Below are 17,776 nucleotides of genomic sequence, written 5' to 3'. Positions count from 1 at the left end.
TTCGTCAGATAAGGCCGGGCGATGAAGCCCGGCCGTCGTCCATCACTTGATTGCGATTTCGTCGAAGTTGAACGAGCCGTCCGGCATCACGTATGCGCCCGACAAGCGCTTGCTGCGCGCATACACGACCTTTTCCGTGACGAGGAAGATCCACGGTGCATCGGCCCAGATGCGTTTTTGCGCATCGGCGTAGAGCTTCGCTTTCTCGTTGCGATCGGTCGTCGCGAGCGCTTTTTGCAGATCGTCATCGACTTGATCGTTCTTGTAGTACGCCGTGTTGAAGAGCTTCGGCGGGAACGAGCCGCCGCTCAGGAGCGGCGAGATCGCCCAGTCCGCTTCGCCCGTCGACGACGACCAGCCGATGTAGAGCATGCGTACCGGCGCGGTCTTCGGATCGGGCGCGCTCTCGATGCGCTGCACGCGCTGCCCCGCTTCGAGCGCTTCGACCGATGCCTTCACGCCCACTTGCGCGAGTTGCTGCTGCACGAACTGGATGATCTTCTGCGCGGTCGTGTGGTTATAGCCGGACCACAACACGGTTTCGAAGCCGTTCGGATAACCGGCTTCCTTCAACAGCTCGCGCGCCTTCGCGGGATCGTATTTCCACGGTCCGAGCTTCGGCATCGCGTAGTCGACGCCCGGCGGCACGACGCCTTCGGACGGCACGGCATAACCCGCGAACGCGACCTTGACGAGCGCTTCCTTGTTGATCGCGTAGTTCATCGCCTCGCGCACCTTCGGATTGTCGAAGGGCTTCTGCAGCGTATTCATGCTGACGTAGCGCTGAATGATCGAAGGCGCCGCGATCAGATCGACCTTCGGACTCGACTTGAGCGTCGCGGCCTGCTCGAACGGAATCGAGAACGCGAAGTCCGCTTCGCCCGTTTGCATGAGCGCGGCGCGCGTGTTGTTATCGACCACGGGCTTCCAGTCGATCATGTCGATCTTCGGCAAGCCCTTGCGCCAGTAGCCCGCGAACTTCTTCACTTTCAGGTCGTCGGTCTGCTTCCATTCGACGAACTCGAACGGCCCCGTGCCGACCGGATGGAACGCGATGTCCTTGCCGTATTTCTGCAGCGCGGTCGGCGAGATCATCACCGCCGACGGGTGCGCGAGCACGTTGATGAACGCCGAGAACGGAATCTTCAGCGTGATCTTCACCGTGTACGGATCGACCACTTCGGTCTTCTCGATCTTGTTGAAGAGGTTGTAGCGCTTCAGCTTGTTGTCCGGATTCGTCACGCGGTCGAAGACGGCCTTCACCGCATCGGCGTTGAAGTCGGTGCCGTCCTGGAACTTCACGTCCTTGCGCAGATGGATCGTGTACACCTTCGCGTCGGGGCTCGCCTCGTAGCTCGTCGCGAGCACGTTGCGAATCTTCATGTCCTTGTCGAAACCGAACAAGCCTTCGTAGAACGACTTCGCCACGGCTTGCGAGAGCGTGTCGTTGGCGTCGTACGGATCCATCGTCGTGAAGGTCGAGGCGACGGCCATCACGGCGGTGCTTTGCGCGTGCGCAGCGACCGGCGCGAGAACGGTCAATGTGGCGAACGCGCTTGCTGCGAGCATCGCGCGCAATTTGAAGGACGGCATCGTTGGACTCCTTGTTGAAGTGCTTTTCGAGGTGCTCTTCGAATTGCTTTTAGTAAGCGCCGCCAACGTGATGCTCGGCGACAAAGTGATCAGGTCCGACAGCAACCAGTTTTGCGACGATCGGCTCATCGCCGAGCTTGCGGATCGGGCTTGGAATCTCGTCGGCGGCGAGCATGCGCTTCGCGTGCCGACGCGACGGATCGGCGACCGGCACCGCGCTCATCAGCTTGCGCGTGTACGGATGACGCGGCGCTTCGAACACCGCCGCGCGCGGCCCGATCTCGACGATCTGCCCGAGATACATCACCGCCACGCGATGACTCACGCGCTCCACGACCGCCATGTCGTGCGAAATGAAGAGATACGCGACGCCCAGTTCGCGCTGCAAATCCAGCATCAGATTGACGATCTGCGCGCGCACGGAGACATCGAGCGCGGACACGGATTCATCGGCGATCACGACTTTCGGGTTCAACGCGAGCGCGCGCGCAATCGCGATGCGCTGCCTCTGACCACCCGAGAATTCATGCGGATAACGTTGCGCGGCTTCGGGCGGCAAGCCCACTTTGTCGAGCAGCCAGTCGACCCGCGCCTGTGCTTGTCTTCCGCTCGCGACGCCATGCACGAGCAGCGGTTCCATCACCGAAAAGCCCACGGTCAGACGCGGATTGAGCGACGCGAACGGGTCCTGAAAAATGAACTGGATATTGCGCCTGAGCGCCTGCAACGCGTGACCTTCGAGCTTGCTGATATCGCGTCCATCGAATTCGATGGACCCGCTCTGGCTCTCGACGAGCCTGAGCAGCGAACGTCCCGTCGTCGATTTGCCGCAACCCGATTCGCCGACGAGCGCAAGCGTTTCGCCAGGCCGCAAGTCGAAGCTCACGCGTTCGACCGCGTGCACCGCCGCCGTCGTTCGGCCAAAGAGGCCGCTCTTCACCGGAAAGCGCGTGACCAGATCGCGCACGCGCAGTATCGGTTCAATGGCTTCATCGACGGCGGGCTGCTTCTCCTTCTCGACCGCTTCCGACGGACGCAACGCGCTCGCATCGTCGGGCGCGATGTCGGCGGACTCGACTTCGAGGATCGGGAATTTCGCGGGACGATCGGTGCCGCGCATCGCGCCGAGCGTCGGCACGGCGGCGAGCAGCGCTTTCGTGTACGGATGCTTCGGCGCATGAAACAGCGCGTCCGATGGCGCCTCTTCCACCTTCTCGCCGCGATACATGACGAGCACGCGATCGGCCACTTCCGCGACCACGCCCATGTCGTGCGTGATGAAGATCACGCCCATGTTCATCTCGTCCTGCAAGCCGCGCACGAGTTGCAGGATCTGCGCCTGAATCGTCACGTCGAGCGCGGTCGTCGGCTCATCGGCGATCAAGAGCGCGGGCTTGCACGAGAGCGCCATCGCGATCATCACGCGCTGGCGCATGCCGCCCGACAACTGATGCGGATAGCGCGCGAACACGCGCCTCGCCTCGGGAATCCGCACGAGATCGAGCAGACGCAATGCCTCGGCGCGCGCATCGGAACGGCTCTTGCCTTGATGCAACGCGATCGCTTCCGCGATCTGGTCGCCGACCGTGAACACGGGATTGAGCGATGTCATCGGCTCCTGGAAGATCATCGCGATGTCCGCGCCGCGCACGCCGCGCATCGTCGCCGACGATGCTTTCGCGAGATCGAGCACTTGCCCGTTGCGCCGGCGAAACGCGATGCTGCCCGACACGATCTGTCCGCCGCCATGCTCGACGAGACGCATGAGCGCGAGCGACGTGACCGACTTGCCCGAGCCCGATTCGCCGACGATCGCAAGCGTCTCGCCGCGGTCGACGCTAAACGAGATGTTGCGCACCGCTTCGATGGTGCGCGAGCGCGAGCGGAAATTCACGGACAGGCCGTGTACGTCGATGACGCACGCTTCGGGCAGCGTCATCATCGATAGATCGCCGTGACGGGCGCTTCGCCCACGCGCGCGAATCCGCGATACATGCCTTCCGTGTTGAACGGCAGCACGACGTTGCCTTTCGCATCGACGGCGACGAGTCCGCCGCGTCCTTCGATGCGCGGCAGCTTGTTCATCACGACATCGTTCGATGCTTCTTCCAGCGACACGCCGCGATATTCCATCTGCGCCGACACGTCATACGCCGCGAGCATGCGGATGAACATCTCGCCCGTGCCCGTCGTGGAGACCGCGCACGTCGCGTCGTTCGCATAGCAGCCCGCGCCGATCAGGGGCGCATCGCCGACGCGACCCGCCTGCTTGTTCGTGATGCCGCCCGTCGACGTCGCCGCCGCGAGATGACCGTTCGAATCGAGCGCGACCGCGCCGACCGTGCCGAACTTCTTGTCGGGATCGATAGGATCGTCCGGGCCGTTATCGAAGGCGAATTTCGTCATCGCATCGTGATCGAGCATGGTGCCGGACGTGCCACGCGCCTTCTGCCATTGCTGAAAGCGCGCTTCCGTGTAGAAGTACGACGGATCGACGAATTCGAGACCCTGCGACTGCGCGAAGGCTTCCGCGCCGGCGCCCGTAAACATGACGTGATCGCTCGCGTCGAGCACGCGGCGCGCGGCGAGCACCGGGTTCTTCACGCGCGTCACGCAACTGATCGCGCCCGCTTCGAGCGTCGCGCCGTCCATCACGGAGGCGTCGAGTTCGTGCGTGCCGGCCGCCGTGAACACCGCGCCGTGCCCCGCGTTGAAGAGCGGACAGTCTTCGAGCAGACGCACGGCTTCGGTGACGGCGTCGAGCGCGCTGCCGCCATCGGCGAGCACGCGCTGAGCCGCGCTGAGAATATCGGTGAGCGCGGCGAGATAGCGCCCTTCCGTTTCGGCGTTCATCGCGCTGCGCAGGAGCGTGCCCGCGCCGCCGTGAATCGCAATGACTGGTGTGACCTTCATGAGTCGCGCGGTTCCCTGTGAGTGTGTCGTTTCGCGGTCGTGCGGCGCGTCGTATGAGCGGCGCGCGCATCTTTGGCGAGCGCCGGGGCGACGAGCCACGGCAACACGAATTCGGTCAATCCCGATGCCGCCTCCACCGAACGCTTCGCCCGATGCGCGACCGCATCGCACAGCGCTTCGATGACGGCGAGCACGGCGGTATCGCAATTCGCCGCGAGCCTGCGTTCGGCGCGGATCGCGAGCACGAGATCGGCGACCTGCGCGAGCGGCGACGCGGCGCTGTCCGTCAACGCGACCACGCGCAACCCGTGATCGCGCGCGAGCCGCGCAAGCGTGATGGTGTCGTCGACATAGCGCGGGAACGCGATCGCGACGAGCACATCGCCGCGCGAAGCCGTGAAAAGCCTGCGCGCCGCGTGCGACGGCCCGCCCATCAGCGCGAGCGATTGCACGTTCGCGCAATACGGCGTGAGACCGTGCTCCATCAGGCCGGCGAGAAACGCGCTCGCGCCGTAGCCGATCACGAAGACGCGCGGCGCGGCGAGAATCGTATCGACGATCGCTTCGGCCCTCGCGCCATCGACGGATGTTTGCGCGAGACGCAGATTCGCCGCCGCCTGTGCAAGCGATGCATCGAATACTTCGGCGCCGCTCGCCGGCGATTCGAGCGCGGTGCGCAAGCGCTCGACCGGCGCGATGGTCGCCTCGAAGCCGCGCACGAGCGCCTCGCGAAACGCGGGATAGCCGGAGAAGCCGAGCGCGCGCGCAAAACGGTTCGCCGTCGCCACCGACGCGCCCACCGCGCCCGCCAGTTCGTCGATACGCATCGTCGCCGAGCGGAACAGGTTCGCGAGCACGAACGCCCCCATGCGCCGATGGATCGGCGTGAGCGTCGGCATGGCCGCCGCGATGCGCGCGGAGATCAGATCGTCGGCGCTCGCCGGCGCACGGACCGATAGTGAACGGGACATGAAATGCGCTGCGCCCTCATGGCGATTGAACGCGATGAAAGTATATTTACTCGAAAATCCGGCCAAAAAAAATTCATTTTCATCGAACTCGGGTTTTCGATAAGGCGCGCCACGGCCCGCAACTCGGCCGCATCCGATGCCTCGGACGCGCACGATCATGCACAATACGGAGCGCGTCGCGATGCAAGATCGCGCGTCTTCAGTCCTCCACGATCCCTATGAATTTCGATTTCCTGCCCGATCCGCTGCCGCATCTGCTCGCCATTCATCCGTGGGCGCAAACGGTCGCGGGTCTCGTCGCGCTCGCGCTGATCGCGCTCTTCGTGCAATGGGTCGTGGCCCGCATCGTGCTCCATGTCGCGCATCGCCTGCTCGTGCTCGCGGGGCATCAGAAGTGGGACCGCGCGTTCATCAAGCATCGCGCTTATCACCGGCTTTGGTATGCGGTGCCGTTCGCGACGGTCGCGCTCGGCATCGACGAAGTGCCGCGCATCGGTCACTGGGCGACGATCATCGGCCGCGTCGCGCACGGCGGCGCGTGGATCTGCATGTTCTTCGCCGCGGGCAGCGCCCTGTCCGCGTGGCAGGACGTTTATGCGGAAAGCAAGGAAGCGCAGACACGCTCGATCAAAGGCTACATCCAGATCGGCAAGCTCGGACTCGCGCTCGTATGCGGCGTGCTCGTCCTGTCGATACTGATCGACCGTTCGCCGCTCTGGATGCTCTCCGGTCTCGGCGCGCTCTCGGCCGTGCTGCTGCTCGTGTTCAAGGACACCTTGCTGTCGCTCGTCGCGAGCACGCAACTGACGTCGAACGACATGCTGCGCATCGGCGACTGGATCGAAATGCCGCAAGCCGCCGCCGATGGCTTCGTGAAGGACATCGCGCTGCACACCGTCAAGGTGCAGAACTGGGACAACACGGTGACCACGGTGCCGACCTACAAGCTCTTTTCGGAGAGCTATCGCAACTATCGGCACATGTTCGAATCGGGCGGGCGGCGCATCAAGCGGACGATGCGTATCGACGCGCAATGCGTGCGCTTTCTCACCGAGGAAGAGACTGCGCGCCTGAAACGCTTTCGCCTGCTGCACGATTATCTGGAACAGAAGCAGACCGAGGTGGAGCAAACCAACCGCAATCTCGGCGAACTCGCGAACGAGCCCGCGAACCGGCGGCGGCTCACGAACATCGGCACGTTCCGCGCGTACGGGCTTGCGTTTTTGCAGCGCCATCCGGAGATTCGCCAGGACATGGCGATCATGGTGCGAATGATGGAGCCGCAATCGGACGGCATCCCTGTCGAGGTTAATTGCTTCACCGCGACGACCGCGTGGACGCAATACGAGCGCATTCAGGGCGACGTCTTCGATCATCTGCTCTCGATCCTTCCCGAGATGGGCCTGCGGCTTTATCAGGCGCCGTCGGGCAGCGACTTCTCGGGCGTCGCGGGCCGCCTGCGCGGCGAAATGCCGATGCTGTGACGCGCGCAGGATTCGCCGTCGAAAAGAATCAGGCAAGAATCCGCCATTTTTGTGTATTCACGTTGACGCTTCCCGTCCGTACGATTCAACCATCGCCGATGCGCCTTTTTTCCGCGGTTTCGTAGCCGCGGTGAAGTCGTTTTTTCTCGCGCATCGCCATTCAATCGTCATAAAAGGAAAACTCAACGTGATCGATCGCGTCCATGCCATGCGTGTCTTTACGCGTGTCGTCGATACGAACAGTTTCACGCGCGCCGCCGAGTCGCTCGGCATGCCGCGCGCGAGTGTTTCGACGACCGTGCAACAACTCGAAGCGCTAGTCGGCGTGCAATTGCTCGCACGCACGACGCGGCGCCTGAATCTCACCGTCGACGGCGCCGCTTATTACGAGCGCTGCGCGCAAATTCTCGCCGATATCGACGAGCTCGAATCCGGTTTCGGCGCGGGCGAAGAGCGCCTGCGCGGACGGCTGCGCGTCGAAATGCCGGATACCGTCGCGACGTCGATCGTCGTGCCCGCGCTGCCGGAGTTCCACGCGCGCTATCCGCAGATCGAACTGTCGATCGGCATCGGCAATCGCAATGTGGATCTCGTCGGCGAAGGCGTCGATTGCAGCGTGCAGCTCGGCGAATTGCCCGATTCCGGATTGATCGCGCGCCGGCTCGGCATGCTCGAACAGGTGACGTGCGCGAGTCCCGCGTATCTGGAGAAGCACGGCACGCCGGAAACGCTCGACGAGCTCGCGCAGCACGTCGCGGTGAACTGTCTTGCCGAGAAAAGCGGGCGCCCGGCCGATTTCGATTTCGCTGTCGACGGCGAAGCCGTCACGATGAAGATGCGCGGTTTCGTTCAGGTCGCGGACGAGCACGCGTACCTCGCGTGCGGCGTCGAAGGGCTCGGGCTCATTCAGCCGCTGCGGATCGCGGCGCAGCCTTATCTGCGCTCGGGACAGTTGCGCGAAGTGCTGCCGCAATGGAAATCGCCGCCGCTCAAGGTGTCGGTGGCGTTCCTGAAGAGCCGTCAGGCGACGCCGCGCGTATCCGCGTTCGTCGACTGGCTCGCGACGCTCTTCGAGCGTTCGCAACAGATCGACGATACGTTGACGAGCCTGTATCGCTCGGCGCAGCGGCGCGGTTCCTCGCGGCGGGACCGGCCGGAGGAAGAAACCGCCGACGCGTGATCTTCGCGTCGCGCTATCGCACGGGCGTGGCTGCGTTCGCGCCCACGACCGTGTTCCACTTGCGCACTTCCCAACGCTCCACCAGCCCGTTCGTCACGTAAGGATCGTTCTTCGCGAAATCTTCGGCGGCGGCGGGCGATTCGCTGTGAAACAGCAGCATCGCGCGATCGGTGGGTGCATCGAGCGCGCCGGCGAGCACGATTTCGCCCCGTTCGACCGCCGCCCACGCGAGCGCCAGATGTTCATCGCGAAACTGCGCGCGGCGCTCCAGATAGTCAGACCGAAGTTCGTAAATCAACAGGTAGTGCATCGCCATCTCCTTTGGTGCGAACAGTGCCGGATTTATCAAGCTAGTTTGTCCTATTTCCGAAAATAAAACCAAGAGTTCAATCGGAAGGCTCTGATCGCCTTGCGATCCCGTATCGAAGATCATGAGCGGATACTTGTAAAGGACTCTGCCATGAACCGCGATCAACCTCCCTGCAATATGTGCGCGAAGCACGATTGCCGCTCGTGCGCGTGGACGTCGCCGCTCGACGCTTCGTATCGCACGCTCATCCAGTCTCATTCCATGCTGTCGCTCGTCGCGCTGTCCGTGAAAAGCGCGGAAACCGCGCCCGCCGAACCGTCGTGGCTCGGCATCGCCTGCAAGCGGATTCTCAAATTTTTCTCGCAAATGAGCCCGCTTGCACGCTAAAAAAAGCGTAAGGCAAGTCGCATCGAAGCACCGTTTTTGTAAAGAAGTTTGCACGATTCTTTTTAGGATAACTGTGCATATAGAATCCGCTGCGCTTCTGCGCTTGCGTTAAGCGCTCATGTAGAAAGGAAATTCAGTCGATGAGCATCAATCTGGTCCAGGCGGTCAACGCCGCGATCTCGGAAAACGTCGCGGAGCAGTTGTCGCAGCAGTTCGGCATACCTGGGCAAATGGTCCGGCAACTCGCGGCGCGCATCGCGCCCGGACTCGTCGCCTCGCTCATGGACCGGGCGACGCTCGTGCCCGGCTCGCAGTCGGTCTACGCCGTCATCATGCAGCCGGAGACCAACGCCTACATCGCGGAACAGTTCTCAAAGCTGATCGCCACCACCGGCGGGCTCAAGCAGCTCGAAACCACCGGGCACTCGCTTGCCGCGCTCGCGACGGGCCAGCGTGTCGATGCCCTGACCGACGCCGTCTCGGCAGAAACCGGCGTTCCGACGCAAGCGACGTCGGCGCTCGCCGGCATCGTGGCGGCCGTGCTGTTCGGCGTCATGAAACGCCACTTCCTGCTTGCACAGTGGGGACTGCCGCAGGTGCCCAAGCTCCTGCGCGATCAGGTCGGCGAGATCAATTCGTCGATGTCGAACGCGGTCGCGACGGCCATCGGCGTTGGCAACACCGAAGGCTTCACCAGTTGTATCACGCCGCGCCTCGATACCGTCGCATCGAGCCTCGAACCGCGCATCGACGGCGACGTCGCGGTGGCGCTTGCGCCCGAACCCGTCGCGAAAGCCGTCACGCAAAGCGCCTCGGCGCCCAAGCCCGCGCCGTCCTTGCCCCCCTCGCCGCCGCCGATGCGCGCACCGGTTCGCAAGCCGGCGGAGAAGCGTTCGAACAAGTGGATCTGGCTGCTTTTCGCTGTGTTGGCCGTCGTCCTCGCGCTCGTCTATTACCGTGGCTTCACGCATGGCGAAAGCGTCGATCTGAGCGCCGCGCCAGCCACGCAGCCGGTCGCCGATGCGTCGACGCAGGCTTCCTCCGCGACGCCATCGGTCTCGCCGGTCAGCGATGAAACGCCGGCCGTGTCATCCATCGATGCGTCAGCCAACACGGCGGCAGCACCGCAATCGGCCTCGGCAATGAAAGCGGCGCCGGCTTCATGGAAAGACGCGCAGTTGCTGTTCAGCGTCAACTCGGCGGGCGTCCCGGCGATCGAGGCGACGGTCGGCACCGAAGCAGAGAAGAAGCATCTCATCGACGCATTGACGGCTCGCTTCGGCAAAGCCTACACGGCTGATATTTCCGTCGTTGCCGAAACACGCCCGGCAGCCTGGCTTTCGCGTCTGAGCGACTTCTTCCCGCTCATGGCCGTGCCCGGCGCGGAAGCCAAGATCACCGGCTCGAAGGTGGAACTGAGCGGCGCGGCCGCAAACGCGAAGCTCGGCTGGGTCGATAGGATGAGAAGCTCGCTCGGCGGCATGTTCCAGGTCGCGGCGTTCGACGTGGACGGCGCGGTCGCCACGGCGACACGATCCTTTCGCAGCGCGCTAAAGAGCCTGCTCGCCACGGACACGCCTTGCTCCGGCGACAAGCTGACGCGCGTGCTCGACCTTCAGGTTGTCAATTTCGAGCGTTCGAGTGCGCAGGTGCCGGAAAGCGCCTACGCCACGCTCGGCGAGACGGCGCAGCTGCTCAAGAACTGCGCAGCCAAGGGTTCGATGGTGAATCTCGAAATCGCGGGTTATTCGGATGCCCAGGGCGGAGCGGCGGCCAAGCTGGAAGTGTCAAAGGAACGCGCTCAGGCGGTCCGAGGCTTCCTCGTGCGTAACGGCGTGCCGCCGCAATCGCTCACGGCAGCGGGCTACGGCGACGCCAATCCGATCGCCGACAACGATACTGCCAGCGGACGTTTCGCGAATCGCCGAATCGAGTTCGTCGTCAGAAAGGGCTGAGCGCCGCTTCGACTCGCAAGATTTCTTCAAACGCCGTCGCACGAAAGCGCGACGGCGTTTCTATTTGTGCCCGCGCCATGCGCGGTCTGCAGCCGATTCAGTTCGGCTTGGCGAAATCGTTCTCGGCCCAGCGTTCGGCGCTCGCCTTGCTGAGCTTGAACGCCGGCGACACACGCACGAACGCGAGCTGCGCGCCGTACGCATCGAAGGCTTTGAGATTGGCGTAGGGATCGTCTTCATCCGGAACGATCTCCAGCGTGACGGTGATGTCCTCACCCCGCACGTCGATGGTGACGTTCTTGTTCAACATCGCATGACGTTGCTGTTCATGGCGACGCAACACTTCCGACGCCGTCTTGACGAGCGTGCGGAACGCGCCTGCATCGAGCGGCTTCGGATTTTTCTTGTCGCGGCCCATTGTCCACGGGCCGACGAGCGCGGGTTCCGCCTCGCCCGCCTGGATCATCTCGACGGCCCAGCCGTCGTCGTCCTCGTTCTTGATGACGCGCGCGGTCCAGCCGTCGTCGCGCCAGAGGCGGTCTTCGTGGATGGCTTCGTCGGTGGAGGGGAATTCGGAATCGGTCATATCGTAGCAACGCATGCAGAGAGGCAATGCGACGAATTTTACCTTGGGGCGGGACGCGGCATCGTTCGTGCTCCACGGGTTAGCCGAACGGCCAGTGTCATATCCAAACGCATTGCGCCGTGCTACTTTGGATGTACCGGATCGTCCGGAATCCTTCCGCAAACGCAATCAAAACGCCGTAAAACTTAGTCAAGGAGCGACCGCATGCTTGCATTTATCGGTACTTTGATCGTCGGACTCGTCGTCGGTCTCATCGCACGCGCACTGAAGCCGGGCGACGACAGCATGGGCTGGATCATGACCATCGTCCTCGGCATCGCCGGATCGCTGATCGCGGGGTACGTCGGCCGGGCGCTCGGCTGGTATCAGCCGGGACAACCGGCGGGTTGGATCGCCTCGGTGATCGGCGCAATCATCCTGCTCGTCGTCTGGGGAATGATCCGCAAGCGCACGTAACGCCGCGCCTCATCGTTTCTTTTCTTGGTGAAACGCCTCGTTCCGGTTCGGACGAGGCGTTTGTTTCATCGGGCGATGCGCTCGATATCGACCTCCGCACCGCCCCGCACGACGCGGTTCGGGAGCGCGCCGCCGAGCCAGTAGGAAAGCTCGGCCGGCCTGCCGATGCGCCAGGCGACGAAATCGGCGGTCTTGCCCGCTTCGAGCGATCCGTGCGTCGCGTGCAAGCCGAGCGCCTTTGCCGCATGCAAGGTCACGCCGGCGAGCGCTTCTTCGGGCGTCAGGCGAAAGAGCGTGCAGGCCATGTTGAGCATCATGCGCAGCGAAAGCGCGGGCGACGTTCCCGGATTCAGATCGCTCGCGAGCGCGATCGGCACACGATGCCGCCGCAGTGCGTCGATGGGCGGCAACTGCGTTTCACGCAACATGTAAAACGCGCCCGGCAAAAGCACGGCGACGGTGCCGGATTGCGCCATCGCGATGGCGTCGTCCTCGGTCATGTATTCGAGATGATCCGCCGACAACGCCCGATACCGCGCCGCCAGCGACGATCCATGCAAGGACGACAACTGCTCGGCGTGCGCTTTGACTGGCACGCCGAGATCGCGCGCGCATCGGAACACGCGCTCGACTTGCTCCGTGGAGAACGCGATGTGCTCGCAAAACGCATCGACGGCATCGACCAGGCCTTCTTCGACGAGCGCTGGCAGCATCTCATCGCAGATATGGGCGATATAGTCATCCGCGCGATTCGCGTACTCGGGTGGCAACGCGTGCGCGGCGAGGCAGGTCGCGCGCACGGTCAGCGGCAGCGCTTCGCCGAGACGACGCGCGACGGCGAGCATCTTCCGCTCGTTCGCGAGGTCGAGCCCGTAGCCTGACTTCACTTCGAGCGTGGTCACGCCTTCGCGCAGCAGGCCGAGCGCGCGCGTTTTCGCCGCTTTGAACAGCGCGTCTTCGCTGGCTTCGCGCGTCGCGCGCACCGTACTCGCGATGCCGCCGCCGCGCGCCGCGATCTCCGCGTAGCTCACGCCTTCGAGCCGCTCCTCGAATTCGCCGCTGCGATCGCCGCCGAAAACCAGATGCGTGTGACAGTCGATCAGACCCGGCGTCACCCACGCGCCATCGAGTTCGACACGTTCGCATTCGCCGATATCCGGCGCGGCCGCGCGCGGTCCGATCCACTCGATGCGCGCGCCATCGGTCAGGATCGCCGCGTCGTCGATGACCGAATACTTGCCGCCGGCCATCGTCGCGGCGTGGCAGTGTTGCCAGAGCTTTTTCATCGCTTGTCGATCATCGGCAGATCGAGGCCTTGATCGCGCGCGCATTCGATCGCGATGTCGTAACCGGCATCGGCATGGCGCATGACGCCCGTCGCCGGATCGTTGTGCAGCACGCGCGCGATGCGTGCATCGGCTTCACGACTCCCGTCGCAGACGATCACGACGCCCGCGTGCTGCGAAAAGCCCATGCCGACGCCGCCGCCGTGGTGGATCGACACCCACGTCGCGCCGCTCGCCGTGTTCAGCAGCGCGTTGAGCAGCGGCCAGTCGGACACGGCGTCCGAGCCGTCCTGCATCGCTTCGGTTTCGCGATTCGGGCTCGCGACGGAGCCGGAATCGAGATGGTCGCGGCCGATCACGACCGGCGCCGACAATTCGCCGTTGCGCACCATCTCGTTGAACGCCAGGCCGAGCTTCGCGCGCAGCCCGAGGCCGACCCAGCAGATGCGCGCCGGCAAGCCCTGAAAACTGATCCGCTCACGCGCCATGTCGAGCCAGCGATGCAGATGCGCGTCATCGGCGATGATCTCCTTCACCTTCGCATCGGTCTTGTAGATGTCCTCGGGATTGCCCGACAGCGCGGCCCAGCGGAACGGCCCGACGCCGCGGCAGAAGAGCGGCCGGATATACGCCGGCACGAAGCCCGGGAAGTCGAACGCGTTCTCGACGCCCTCTTCCTTGGCCATCTGGCGGATGTTGTTGCCGTAGTCGAAGGTCGGCACGCCCTGTTCGCGGAACGCGAGCATCGCGCGGACGTGCTCCGCCATCGATTGCTTCGCGGCCCTGACGGTCGCCGCGGGATCGCTTTGCGCGCGATCGCGATACTGCGCCCACGTCCAGCCTTTCGGCAGATAGCCATTGAGCGGATCGTGCGCGCTGGTCTGATCGGTGACCAAGTCCGGCCGAACGCCGCGACGCACAAGTTCGGGCAGCACGTCCGCCGCGTTCGCGCACAGTGCGATGGAGATCGCGCGGCCTTCGGACGTGTAGCGCCGGATGCGCGCGAGGGCGTCGTCGAGATCGGTCGCCTGTTCGTCGACGTAACGCGTCTTCAGACGGAAATCGATGCGGCTCTGCTGACATTCGATGTTCAGCGAACACGCGAGCGCGAGCGTCGCCGCGAGCGGCTGCGCGCCGCCCATGCCGCCGAGACCGGCGGTAAGCACCCAGCGGCCTTTGAGATCGCCGCCGTAATGCTGTCGCCCGGCCTCGACGAAGGTTTCATACGTGCCCTGCACGATGCCCTGACTGCCGATATAGATCCAGCTTCCAGCGGTCATCTGGCCGTACATCGCGAGACCTTTCGCGTCGAGCTCGTTGAAGTGCTCCCAGTTCGCCCAGTGCGGCACGAGGTTCGAATTCGCGATCAGCACGCGCGGCGCGTTTTCGTGCGTCTTGAACACGCCGACTGGCTTGCCCGACTGGACGAGCAGCGTCTCGTCCGCTTCCAGACGCTTCAGCGTTTCGACGATCTTGTCGTAGCACGCCCAGTCGCGCGCCGCCCGGCCGATGCCGCCGTACACGACCAGTTCCTTCGGATTCTCGGCCACTTCGGGATCGAGATTGTTCATCAACATGCGCAGCGGCGCTTCAGTCAGCCAGCTCTTTGCGCTGAGTTGCGTGCCGCGCGGCGCGCGGATCTCGGTGTCGCGAAAACGGGAAGTCGAAGTCACGGATTGCTCCTGCGCATCAAGAAGTGAGTGTGGACAGACGCGAACGACAACCCGCGTCGAGTTCACTTCATCTTCTTGTATATACAACTTACGTTGTATTAGGGGAATCCCGAGGCTTCCCATTCGAGCGATGTCGCTCCTTGTCTAGACAATCTTCACGGCAGGGGAAGCCCGCTGTCGCGTTTGACTTCACGCAGCGAGAGCATCGATTCCACGGCGGTGACGCCCGGCAAAGTCCGCAGCACGTCGCGCATGAAGATGCCGTATTCGTCGAGATCGCGCGCGATGATCTGAAGCAGATAATCCGCCGTCCCCGAAATGTTGTGGCACGACACGATGCGGGCAATGCCCTGAATTTCGCGCTCGAAGCGATCCGAGAGCGCGCGGTCGTGCACGCTGAAGCGCACCTGCGCGAACGCGACGACGCCCAGTTCCAGCGCCTTGCGCGACAGCACGGCGCGATAGCCGTCGATGAATCCCTCGCTTTCGAGACGCCTGAGACGGCGCGCGCACGGCGTTTCGCTCAGGCCGACGCGCTCGGCCAGTTTCGCGACGGGCATGCGGCCGTCGTGTTGGAGCGCAGCAAGCATCGCGCGATCGATGCGGTCGATTTCAGTCATGGTGCTATCCCCTTTAAACTCTTCTGATCTTAGAGGAAAGCTGCAACCCGACTCGCAAAATCGCCTCAAAAGACCATAAATCGCTCTTTCCGAAGTGGCACGATAAAGCCTTCTGAACAGGAGCGCATCATGGTTTCGGCACACTTGCTTTGGGTTTTCATCGGCGCGCTCGCGGTCGTCTACGCGCTGCCCGGACCGGACATGGCGCTCGTGCTGCAGACGAGCGGCACGCGCGGATTCCGCCACGGACTCGCCGTCGCCGCCGGTCTCGCCACGGCACGCGCGACGCACGTCACGCTGTCGTCGCTCGGCGTTGCAGCACTTTTGCGCAGCGCGCCGTGGCTTTACGACGGCGTGCGTATCGCGGGTGGCCTATATCTCTCGTACGTGGCGATCCAGATCTTCCGCTCGCCCGCTTTCGGACTCGAAGCCGCATCCGGACACACTGCATCCACGCTGCGCTCTGCCTACGCGAAAGGCATTCTGAGCAGCATCCTCAATCCGAAGGCGCTGCTGTTCTGCTCCGTGCTGCTGCCGCAATTCGTGCGGCCGGAGACGGGGCCGGTCTGGTCGCAAGTGGTGGAATTGGGCGTCGTGCTGGTCGTTGTCGGCGTCGCGTTCGACCTGACGCTCGCGGCGGGCGCGGTGCGTATCTCCGGCTGGCTGCGCCGTCATCCGAAAGCGCAGACGGTGCAGCGCTGGACGTTCTCCGCGGCGCTGCTCGCATTCGCGGCGCGCCTTTCGCTCGAATGATTCAGACGTCGAGCGGCTTCAGAAAGAGCTCGTGCTTCGGCGCGAAGTGCGCGTAAAGCGGCAGGATCGCGCCGCCCATCGCGCGGGCGTCGGGGCCGATCTGCCCTTCGACGAGACGCGGCCGCGTCATGCCTTGCCAGTCGAAGTTGCCGAGCGCCGCATCGGTGCGGCCAATGACTTCGCGCAGCAGATTCCGGTCGATTTCACCGTCGATCACCACGGCTTCGAGATCGAGCAATGCAGCCGACGACGCGATGCCCGTCGCGATCGCGGGACACGTCTCGCGCATCCACGCTTCCGACAGCGCGCGCCACTCCGGCGACCACGCGCGCTCATCGTGCGCCGCGGCGGCCGGCGCGCCCGCCGCGGCGAGCGCCTTTTCCAGCACGTACACCGACGCCGTGTTGAGCAACTGCCCGGCGCGCTTGCCTTTGCCTCCGCCGACGAGCGGCAGCGATCCGATCGCGCCCGCATTCCCGCCCGGTCCCGCGTGCAATCGGCCATCGATGACAAGCCCGCCGCCGATGAACGTCCCGATGAACACATACAGGAAATCGCGCAGCCCGCGCCCCTGGCCCATCACGAGTTCGGCGGCGCACGCGGCGGTCGTGTCCTTCGCGAATTCGACCGGCAGCGCGGTCATCGCTTCGATGCGCGCGCGGATGTCGATGTCGTCCCACGCCGCGAGCGCGTCGGGCGGCGTGTCGAAGAAATCGCGCCAGCCGCCGATCCACAACGGCGCCGCGACACCGATGCCCGCGATCTTGCGCGCGTCGTCGCCGAGCGCGGCGGTGACGCGCGCGAGCCGCTCTTCCAGCGCGGGAAACAGCGTATGCGGATCCGGATATGGATACTCCAGCGTTTCGCGCGTGCGCACGTTGCCGGCGAAGTCCATCGACAGCACGTCGAGGCTGCGCCGCCCCACTTTCACGCCGATGGAAAACGCGCCGTCCGCGCGCAGCGAAATCGGCACCGACGGTTGCCCGATGCGCCCGCGCACGCGCGAACGCGGCTCTTTAGCGAGCAGGCCGTCTTCGATCAGATGATCGACGATCAGCGAAACCGTCTGCATCGACAGGCGCGTCATGCGCGCGACATCGGCCTTCGGCAGCGCGCCATGCAGGCGGATTGCCTGCAAGACGATGCGCTCGTTGAACTGGCGCATGCCCAGTTGATTCGAGCCGATGGAGTGCATCGAAGCTTTGTGCGCGGGCCGCTCAGACATCGGCGCGTGCCTCGTGGCGCGAGCGTGCGCGCCGTGAGCGATTCATGTGTTTGTCCCCGCTGGATTAATTCGAGTCCTTTTATTTAAACATCCGCGCCGAATTTTTTCCGGATTTTTAGTCGGTTATGTTCGGGAGAGCGTCATCGCCGATCAACCTCGTCTTATCGAAAACATGAGCACCCTGGAAGCCCTTCACGCGATCGTCAACGACGAAAACGCGCCGCAAATCATTCGCGATCACATCGTCGATTCTTTGCAGTTCGCGCTGCGCAACCATCCCGGCTATTTCACGCGCAAGGAGATTCAATGGCTCGCGCAATGGGAAGACACGCGCATTCCCATCGCGGCGGCGAAGATTTTGAACGAGATGAAGACGGCTTGACG

General features: G+C 63.9%; 17 protein-coding genes. 7 read left to right on the top strand and 10 right to left on the bottom strand.

The window, feature by feature from the left end; all coding sequences use genetic code 11:
- Window positions 1–42 precede the first annotated feature (42 nt).
- Genes gsiB through QCE58_RS24875 form a run of 4 tightly spaced genes read right to left on the bottom strand, consistent with a single transcriptional unit; the run spans window position 43 to window position 5,477 of the window.
- Window positions 43–1,593: a glutathione ABC transporter substrate-binding protein GsiB gene (gene gsiB / locus QCE58_RS24890; RefSeq protein ID WP_250521574.1), complete on the bottom strand. Its 1,551-nt coding sequence runs from the start codon at window positions 1,591–1,593 to the stop codon at window positions 43–45.
- Window positions 1,594–1,642: 49 nt separating this feature from the next.
- The gene (locus QCE58_RS24885; RefSeq protein ID WP_008353736.1) at window positions 1,643–3,535 is read right to left on the bottom strand and encodes a dipeptide ABC transporter ATP-binding protein; all 1,893 of its coding nucleotides are present in this window, start codon (window positions 3,533–3,535) and stop codon (window positions 1,643–1,645) included.
- Window positions 3,532–4,506 carry an isoaspartyl peptidase/L-asparaginase family protein gene (locus tag QCE58_RS24880; protein ID WP_008353738.1) on the bottom strand — a complete coding sequence of 325 codons (975 nt, stop codon included), beginning with the start codon at window positions 4,504–4,506 and terminating at the stop codon, window positions 3,532–3,534. The genes QCE58_RS24885 and QCE58_RS24880 overlap by 4 nt, the downstream gene beginning before the upstream one ends.
- Window positions 4,503–5,477, bottom strand: a complete 975-nt coding sequence (locus QCE58_RS24875) for a MurR/RpiR family transcriptional regulator (RefSeq protein ID WP_033536341.1) — start codon at window positions 5,475–5,477, stop codon at window positions 4,503–4,505. Before QCE58_RS24875 ends, QCE58_RS24880 begins: the two co-directional genes overlap by 4 nt.
- Window positions 5,478–5,695: 218 nt before the next feature.
- Here QCE58_RS24875 and QCE58_RS24870 point away from each other — a divergent pair, with 218 nt between their 5' ends.
- Both QCE58_RS24870 and QCE58_RS24865 read left to right on the top strand, forming a co-directional pair.
- Window positions 5,696–6,961 (top strand): mechanosensitive ion channel family protein, encoded by a 1,266-nt coding sequence (locus QCE58_RS24870; RefSeq protein ID WP_250521573.1) that lies wholly within the window; start codon window positions 5,696–5,698, stop codon window positions 6,959–6,961.
- Window positions 6,962–7,148: 187 nt separating this feature from the next.
- Complete coding sequence (locus QCE58_RS24865) at window positions 7,149–8,141, top strand: LysR family transcriptional regulator (RefSeq protein ID WP_033536340.1); 993 nt, start codon at window positions 7,149–7,151, stop codon at window positions 8,139–8,141.
- A 13-nt stretch (window positions 8,142–8,154) separates the two neighbouring features.
- Here QCE58_RS24865 and QCE58_RS24860 read toward each other — a convergent pair whose 3' ends face one another.
- Complete coding sequence (locus QCE58_RS24860; RefSeq protein WP_008353742.1) at window positions 8,155–8,451, bottom strand: YciI-like protein; 297 nt, start codon at window positions 8,449–8,451, stop codon at window positions 8,155–8,157.
- Window positions 8,452–8,601: 150 nt separating this feature from the next.
- On the opposite strand from QCE58_RS24860, the gene QCE58_RS24855 reads away from it, so the two are divergent.
- Together QCE58_RS24855 and QCE58_RS24850 are read left to right on the top strand one after the other, a co-directional pair.
- Window positions 8,602–8,838 (top strand): hypothetical protein, encoded by a 237-nt coding sequence (locus QCE58_RS24855; RefSeq protein ID WP_008353743.1) that lies wholly within the window; start codon window positions 8,602–8,604, stop codon window positions 8,836–8,838.
- A 140-nt stretch (window positions 8,839–8,978) separates the two neighbouring features.
- Window positions 8,979–10,793 (top strand): OmpA family protein, encoded by a 1,815-nt coding sequence (locus QCE58_RS24850; protein ID WP_250521572.1) that lies wholly within the window; start codon window positions 8,979–8,981, stop codon window positions 10,791–10,793.
- Between the two features lie 97 nt (window positions 10,794–10,890).
- On the opposite strand, the gene QCE58_RS24845 is transcribed toward QCE58_RS24850, so the two are convergent.
- Entirely contained in the window at window positions 10,891–11,379 is a 489-nt protein-coding gene (locus QCE58_RS24845; RefSeq protein ID WP_008353745.1) for a hypothetical protein, read from the bottom strand.
- A gap of 204 nt (window positions 11,380–11,583) precedes the next feature.
- Between QCE58_RS24845 and QCE58_RS24840 the strand changes: the two genes are divergently transcribed.
- On the top strand, window positions 11,584–11,835 hold the full coding sequence (locus tag QCE58_RS24840) for a GlsB/YeaQ/YmgE family stress response membrane protein (RefSeq protein WP_008353746.1): 252 nt from the start codon (window positions 11,584–11,586) through the stop codon (window positions 11,833–11,835).
- A 65-nt stretch (window positions 11,836–11,900) separates the two neighbouring features.
- On the opposite strand, the gene hutI is transcribed toward QCE58_RS24840, so the two are convergent.
- The 3 genes from hutI to QCE58_RS24825 form a co-directional block, all read right to left on the bottom strand.
- Window positions 11,901–13,121, bottom strand: a complete 1,221-nt coding sequence (gene hutI / locus QCE58_RS24835; RefSeq protein ID WP_250521571.1) for an imidazolonepropionase — start codon at window positions 13,119–13,121, stop codon at window positions 11,901–11,903.
- On the bottom strand, window positions 13,118–14,794 hold the full coding sequence (gene hutU, locus QCE58_RS24830) for a urocanate hydratase (protein ID WP_250435582.1): 1,677 nt from the start codon (window positions 14,792–14,794) through the stop codon (window positions 13,118–13,120). The genes hutI and hutU overlap by 4 nt, the downstream gene beginning before the upstream one ends.
- 155 nt (window positions 14,795–14,949) lie before the next feature.
- Window positions 14,950–15,414, bottom strand: a complete 465-nt coding sequence (locus QCE58_RS24825) for an Lrp/AsnC family transcriptional regulator (protein WP_008353751.1) — start codon at window positions 15,412–15,414, stop codon at window positions 14,950–14,952.
- A 129-nt stretch (window positions 15,415–15,543) separates the two neighbouring features.
- Here QCE58_RS24825 and QCE58_RS24820 point away from each other — a divergent pair, with 129 nt between their 5' ends.
- On the top strand, window positions 15,544–16,167 hold the full coding sequence (locus QCE58_RS24820) for a LysE family translocator (RefSeq protein WP_250521570.1): 624 nt from the start codon (window positions 15,544–15,546) through the stop codon (window positions 16,165–16,167).
- 1 nt (window position 16,168) lies between these two features.
- Here the strand turns inward: QCE58_RS24820 and QCE58_RS24815 are convergent, their stop codons facing one another.
- Entirely contained in the window at window positions 16,169–17,392 is a 1,224-nt protein-coding gene (locus QCE58_RS24815; RefSeq protein WP_175979148.1) for an ROK family transcriptional regulator, read from the bottom strand.
- A 172-nt stretch (window positions 17,393–17,564) separates the two neighbouring features.
- Between QCE58_RS24815 and QCE58_RS24810 the strand changes: the two genes are divergently transcribed.
- Complete coding sequence (locus tag QCE58_RS24810; protein ID WP_008353754.1) at window positions 17,565–17,774, top strand: hypothetical protein; 210 nt, start codon at window positions 17,565–17,567, stop codon at window positions 17,772–17,774.
- The last annotated feature ends 2 nt before the right edge of the window (window positions 17,775–17,776 follow it).

Origin of the sequence: Caballeronia sp. LZ028 (assembly GCF_031451415.1) — a bacterium.
Classification (GTDB): domain Bacteria; phylum Pseudomonadota; class Gammaproteobacteria; order Burkholderiales; family Burkholderiaceae; genus Caballeronia; species Caballeronia zhejiangensis.
The sequence above is the reverse complement of the archived record's forward strand: the minus strand, read 5'-3'. Positions and strand labels throughout refer to the sequence as shown.

What these genes read in the sequence shown, in the direction of transcription:
- QCE58_RS24810 (WP_008353754.1), top strand. Translation starts at nt 17,565, where the DNA reads ATGAGCACCCTGGAAGCCCTTCACGCGATCGTCAACGACGAAAACGCG.
- QCE58_RS24845 (WP_008353745.1), bottom strand. Translation starts at nt 11,379, where the DNA reads ATGACCGATTCCGAATTCCCCTCCACCGACGAAGCCATCCACGAAGAC.
- QCE58_RS24880 (WP_008353738.1), bottom strand. Translation starts at nt 4,506, where the DNA reads ATGAAGGTCACACCAGTCATTGCGATTCACGGCGGCGCGGGCACGCTC.
- QCE58_RS24855 (WP_008353743.1), top strand. Translation starts at nt 8,602, where the DNA reads ATGAACCGCGATCAACCTCCCTGCAATATGTGCGCGAAGCACGATTGC.
- QCE58_RS24850 (WP_250521572.1), top strand. Translation starts at nt 8,979, where the DNA reads ATGAGCATCAATCTGGTCCAGGCGGTCAACGCCGCGATCTCGGAAAAC.
- gsiB (WP_250521574.1), bottom strand. Translation starts at nt 1,593, where the DNA reads ATGCCGTCCTTCAAATTGCGCGCGATGCTCGCAGCAAGCGCGTTCGCC.
- QCE58_RS24840 (WP_008353746.1), top strand. Translation starts at nt 11,584, where the DNA reads ATGCTTGCATTTATCGGTACTTTGATCGTCGGACTCGTCGTCGGTCTC.
- QCE58_RS24815 (WP_175979148.1), bottom strand. Translation starts at nt 17,392, where the DNA reads ATGTCTGAGCGGCCCGCGCACAAAGCTTCGATGCACTCCATCGGCTCG.
- QCE58_RS24870 (WP_250521573.1), top strand. Translation starts at nt 5,696, where the DNA reads ATGAATTTCGATTTCCTGCCCGATCCGCTGCCGCATCTGCTCGCCATT.
- QCE58_RS24875 (WP_033536341.1), bottom strand. Translation starts at nt 5,477, where the DNA reads ATGTCCCGTTCACTATCGGTCCGTGCGCCGGCGAGCGCCGACGATCTG.
- hutI (WP_250521571.1), bottom strand. Translation starts at nt 13,121, where the DNA reads ATGAAAAAGCTCTGGCAACACTGCCACGCCGCGACGATGGCCGGCGGC.
- QCE58_RS24820 (WP_250521570.1), top strand. Translation starts at nt 15,544, where the DNA reads ATGGTTTCGGCACACTTGCTTTGGGTTTTCATCGGCGCGCTCGCGGTC.
- QCE58_RS24885 (WP_008353736.1), bottom strand. Translation starts at nt 3,535, where the DNA reads ATGATGACGCTGCCCGAAGCGTGCGTCATCGACGTACACGGCCTGTCC.
- QCE58_RS24860 (WP_008353742.1), bottom strand. Translation starts at nt 8,451, where the DNA reads ATGCACTACCTGTTGATTTACGAACTTCGGTCTGACTATCTGGAGCGC.
- QCE58_RS24825 (WP_008353751.1), bottom strand. Translation starts at nt 15,414, where the DNA reads ATGACTGAAATCGACCGCATCGATCGCGCGATGCTTGCTGCGCTCCAA.